Origin of the sequence: Acinetobacter sp. NIOH-H-8, from assembly GCF_046635365.1 — a bacterium.
Lineage (GTDB): Bacteria > Pseudomonadota > Gammaproteobacteria > Pseudomonadales > Moraxellaceae > Acinetobacter.
Window position 1 is genome coordinate 1 of sequence record NZ_JBHDVN010000350.1, and the last position, 390, is coordinate 390.

Genomic DNA, 390 nt, shown 5'->3' on the forward strand with positions numbered 1-390 from the left:
GATCTCGGGGTGAGCGCCATGGGCAACCAGCTGGTACTGAGCGGAACCCCCGCCCAGTTGCAGGAGGCCGAGCGTACCCTGGCGCAAGTGAACCAGCCGCCCCAAAGCCTGCTCATCGAGTGGCGGGTGGATGGCGCCTCCAGCAGTCAGCAGGCCGGAGTGGGGCTGGGCCTGGATGCCAAACGGCAGTGGCTGCTGGAGGGGACTGCCCGGCACTATGAACGCAGCCAGAGTGACAACTGGCAGGTGCGGGGCCTCTCCGGGCGGCCCGTGTTGTTGCAGATGGGGTCCTATCAGCCGGTCACCTTTTACCAGTGGCAGGGGGGAAGGGTGGTGGGCATGATGCCGCTGATGAACGGTCTCTACGCCACCGCGACCCTGATAGGGGAC

Annotated in this window: 1 protein-coding gene; it reads left to right on the forward strand. The window is 66.4% G+C overall.

What is annotated here, in order from left to right:
• Positions 1 to 18 precede the first annotated feature (18 nt).
• The coding region (locus ACEWB7_RS18600) for a hypothetical protein (RefSeq protein ID WP_411581175.1) at positions 19 to 390 on the forward strand (372 nt) is incomplete at its 3' end.